The 3,230-nt window shown below is 72.6% G+C and carries 6 protein-coding genes; 3 read left to right on the forward strand and 3 right to left on the reverse strand.

Annotated elements, in window-relative coordinates; genetic code table 11:
- The 3 genes from AC2W7G_RS12375 to AC2W7G_RS12385 all read left to right on the forward strand — a co-directional run.
- A partial coding sequence (locus AC2W7G_RS12375; RefSeq protein WP_485868704.1) for a DUF5915 domain-containing protein occupies window positions 1-422 on the forward strand: 422 nt, incomplete at its 5' end.
- 20 nt (window positions 423-442) lie between these two features.
- Window positions 443-853, forward strand: a complete 411-nt coding sequence (locus tag AC2W7G_RS12380) for a hypothetical protein (protein WP_485868705.1) — start codon at window positions 443-445, stop codon at window positions 851-853.
- Window positions 840-1,250 carry a hypothetical protein gene (locus tag AC2W7G_RS12385; RefSeq protein WP_485868706.1) on the forward strand — a complete coding sequence of 137 codons (411 nt, stop codon included), beginning with the start codon at window positions 840-842 and terminating at the stop codon, window positions 1,248-1,250. Before AC2W7G_RS12380 ends, AC2W7G_RS12385 begins: the two co-directional genes overlap by 14 nt.
- Before the next feature lie 83 nt (window positions 1,251-1,333).
- On the opposite strand, the gene AC2W7G_RS12390 is transcribed toward AC2W7G_RS12385, so the two are convergent.
- The 3 genes from AC2W7G_RS12390 to AC2W7G_RS12400 form a co-directional block, all read right to left on the reverse strand.
- A complete protein-coding gene (locus AC2W7G_RS12390; protein ID WP_485868707.1) occupies window positions 1,334-2,155 on the reverse strand; it encodes a DivIVA domain-containing protein in 822 nt (273 codons plus the stop codon).
- A gap of 94 nt (window positions 2,156-2,249) precedes the next feature.
- The gene (locus AC2W7G_RS12395) at window positions 2,250-2,540 is read right to left on the reverse strand and encodes a YggT family protein (RefSeq protein ID WP_485868708.1); all 291 of its coding nucleotides are present in this window, start codon (window positions 2,538-2,540) and stop codon (window positions 2,250-2,252) included.
- A gap of 6 nt (window positions 2,541-2,546) precedes the next feature.
- Complete coding sequence (locus AC2W7G_RS12400; RefSeq protein WP_485868709.1) at window positions 2,547-3,020, reverse strand: cell division protein SepF; 474 nt, start codon at window positions 3,018-3,020, stop codon at window positions 2,547-2,549.
- Window positions 3,021-3,230: the final 210 nt, after the last annotated feature.

The raw sequence follows: 3,230 nt of genomic DNA on the forward strand, positions 1-3,230 counted from the left end.
CCGCGCTCGCCGCGGCGCTGCGCGACGGCGGCAGCGCCACCGTCGTGGTCGAGGGCGAGGACGTCGAGGTGAGCGCCGAGGAGGTGCTGCTGTCGGAGCGTCCGCGCGAGGGCTGGTCGGTCGTCAACGACCAGGGCGAGACCGTCGCCCTGGACCTCGAGCTGGACGACGAGCTGCGCCGCGCCGGGCTGGCCCGCGAGGCCGTCCGGCTCGTGCAGGAGGCCCGCAAGTCGTCCGGCCTGGAGGTCAGCGACCGCATCGCGCTGCGCTGGACCGCGACCGGCGAGGCGGCCGAGGCGCTGCGCACCCACGCCGGCCTCATCGCCGACGAGGTGCTGGCCGTCTCGGTCGACGAGGCGCCGGACGCGACGGCGTTCCGCGACGACGAGCTCGGCCTGGCGTTCGACCTCACGAAGGCCTGATGCACCGGTAGCCTCCGGACGTGCCCGTCCCGTCGCGCGTCCCCGCGGTCCTGCCGTCGGTGGTCGCGGTCGTCCTCACGGGTGCGGCGTACTGGGCGCTGTTCCCCGACAGGACCGACTACGCCGGCCACTTCCTGGCCGGTGCGGGCGGCACCTACGCGCTGCTCGCGGTGGGGACGCTCGTGCTGCCCGGCCGACCGTGGGTCGTCGTGGCCCTGACCTGGACCGCCGTCCTGCTCGGCGTCGGCACCGAGGCGACGATCTTCCGACTCGCCGAATTCGACCCCGTCGACCTGGCCAACCAGAGCCTCGGCGCGGTGCTCGCCGGTCTCGGCATGGTCGGGGCCGCGCCCCGCGACCGCTCCGTCCCGCTCGCGGTGATCGCCGCGGCCGGACTCCTGGTGGGAGGGTTCGGCCTTGCCTTCGCCTGAGCGCCTGCGCCCCGCGGTCGTCGCGCTCGTGGCCACCGGGCTGCTGCTCGTGGTCCTGGGGACGTGGGCGTTCCTGTCCCGCTCGACGCTCCCCCTGGCGCTCGAAGGCACGGTGACGTCCGTCGAGCTGCGGCACGAGAAGCACCCCGGCGTCGACGACGTCTGGATGGTCGCCCTCGACGACGCCTCACCGCGCCACCTGGACCGCGAGGTGGCTCGGCTCCTGAGCGAGGGCGCCGTCGTCCGCAAGGAGGCCTGGTCGCGCACCCTGCGGGTGGACGGCGTCGCCCACGAGGTGGGGCCGTCGCGCGATGCGTGGGCCTTCCTGGCCCTCTCCCCCGCCCTGGTGCTCGTGGCCGGTGGCTTGGGCGCCCTGGCCCTGCGCCGGACGCGCTAGAGCGCGCCGCACCGGTCGGCTGACGCCCGGACGCACGAGGGCCCCGCACCAACCGGTGCGGGGCCCTCGTGATCCTGACGTGCTTACAGCGAGGAGTCGTCGTCGCCCAGCAGCGAGCGCAGTCGCTTGGGCTCGGCCTGCGTGGGCGCCTCGACCGGCGTCGACGTGCTGTTCTCCTGGACCTCCAGGCCGTCGAGCTGGCTCTGGAAGTAGTTCTTGAGCCGGGCGCGGTACTCGCGCTCGTACGCCCGCAGGTGCTCGACGTCGCGCTGGAGCTCGTAGCGCTCCCGCTCGATGGCCGCGATGGACTGCTGACGACGCTCGTTGGTCTCCTCGTCGAGCTTCTGCGCACGGATGCGCGACTCGGTCTCGAGGCGGTCGGCCTTGCCGCGAGCCTCGTTGAGGATGCGCTCGGCCTTCGTCTTGGCCTCGCCCACGATGCGGTCGGCCTCCTCCTTCGCCGACTCCATGAGCTGGTCGGCGTTGGTCGAGGCGATCTCGAGCAGGCGCGCCGCGGCGGTCGAGGCCTCGGACATGCTCGTCTTGCGCTCCGCCTCCGGGGCGGCCGCCACGACCGGCTCGGGCTGGACGACCGGCTGCGGGGCCGGCGCGGGCTCGGGCTCCGGCTCCGGCTCGGGCTCCGGCTCGGGGGCCGGGGCCTGCTCCTGGACGGCCGGGAACGTCCCGGTGGTCGCGGGGGCGGGGACCGCCGAGATGACACCGGTGGCCTCACCGCTGGACGCTGCGGCGAGCTGGGCCTTGAGCTCCTCGTTCTCCTTGGTCAGGCGCTCGAGCTCCGCCTCGACCTCGTCGAGGAACTGGTCCACCTCGCCCATGTCATAGCCCTCGCGAAGACGGACGGGGGTAAAGCGCTTGTTGCGCACGTCCTCGGGCGTCAACGGCATGAGTTCACCTCAAATGTGTCACGGTCAGGAAGATGTTCAGGGTCAACCGTACTCCGTGCCCGCGGCTGGGTGCCACAGGCTCCGTCGCAACGGCTCAGAAGAAGACCATGCCGTTGATGATCTGCAGCAGGTAGATCACGATGATGAGGATCATCGGCGACAGGTCGAGCGCGGCACCACCCAGGCGGATGGGCGGCACCAGGCCGCGCACGAGCCGCAGCGGCGGGTCGGTCAGCGTGTAGATGACCTCGCACAGCACGGCCACGAAGCCGCTGGGGCGCCAGCCCCGGGCCAGCAGCTGCACCCAGTCCAGGACGAAGCGCGCGATGAGCAGGACGAGGGCCAGCCACAGGACCAGCCCGATGAGGGATCCGACGATCTGCACGCGCGCTCAGCTCTGGTTGAAGAAGCTGCCCTCGACGATCCGCTGCCGGTCCTCGTCGCTCACGACGACGTTCTCCGGCGACAGCAGGAACACCTTGGGGGTGACGCGGTTGATCGTGCCACGGACGGCGAAGACCAGCCCGGCGGCGAAGTCGACCAGACGCTTGGCGTCCTCCTCGTCGATCTCCGACAGGTTCATGATCACCGGGACGCCGGCGCGGTAGTGCTCGCCGAGCGTGCGGGCGTCGTTGTAGGTGCGCGGCGTGACCGTCTCGATGCGCGCGAGCGACTCGACGGTGGGAGCGGCCGGCGTGGCCACGGGGGCCGGCTTGCGGCGCTCCTCCAGGTGCGCCACGGGCGCGGGCTGCTGCTGCCGGGGCGCGGGGGCACGCGCCGGGGTGGGCTCGTCGACGTAGTCCTCGTCGTCGGCCTGGACGACGAGACCGAGGTACTCGCCCATCTTCCGCATTGCGCCAGCCATGGTTGCTCCTCCTGAGGAAATGACAAGTCTGAGATTAGTGCGTGGTGCTGCGTTCGCCGAGCACCGAGCGCCCGACGCGCAGGTGTGTCGCGCCGGCGTGGACGGCGGCCTCGAGGTCGCCGCTCATGCCGGCCGAGATCGTGGTCGCCCCGGGGGTGGTCGGACCGGCAGCCGCTCCGCGACCCGCGACGAGGCGGTCGAAGGCCGGCG

Source organism: Aeromicrobium sp. PFPM2_SD2 (genome assembly GCF_057364525.1).

What these genes read in the sequence shown, in the direction of transcription:
- AC2W7G_RS12400 (WP_485868709.1), bottom strand. Translation starts at nt 3,020, where the DNA reads ATGGCTGGCGCAATGCGGAAGATGGGCGAGTACCTCGGTCTCGTCGTC.
- AC2W7G_RS12390 (WP_485868707.1), bottom strand. Translation starts at nt 2,155, where the DNA reads ATGCCGTTGACGCCCGAGGACGTGCGCAACAAGCGCTTTACCCCCGTC.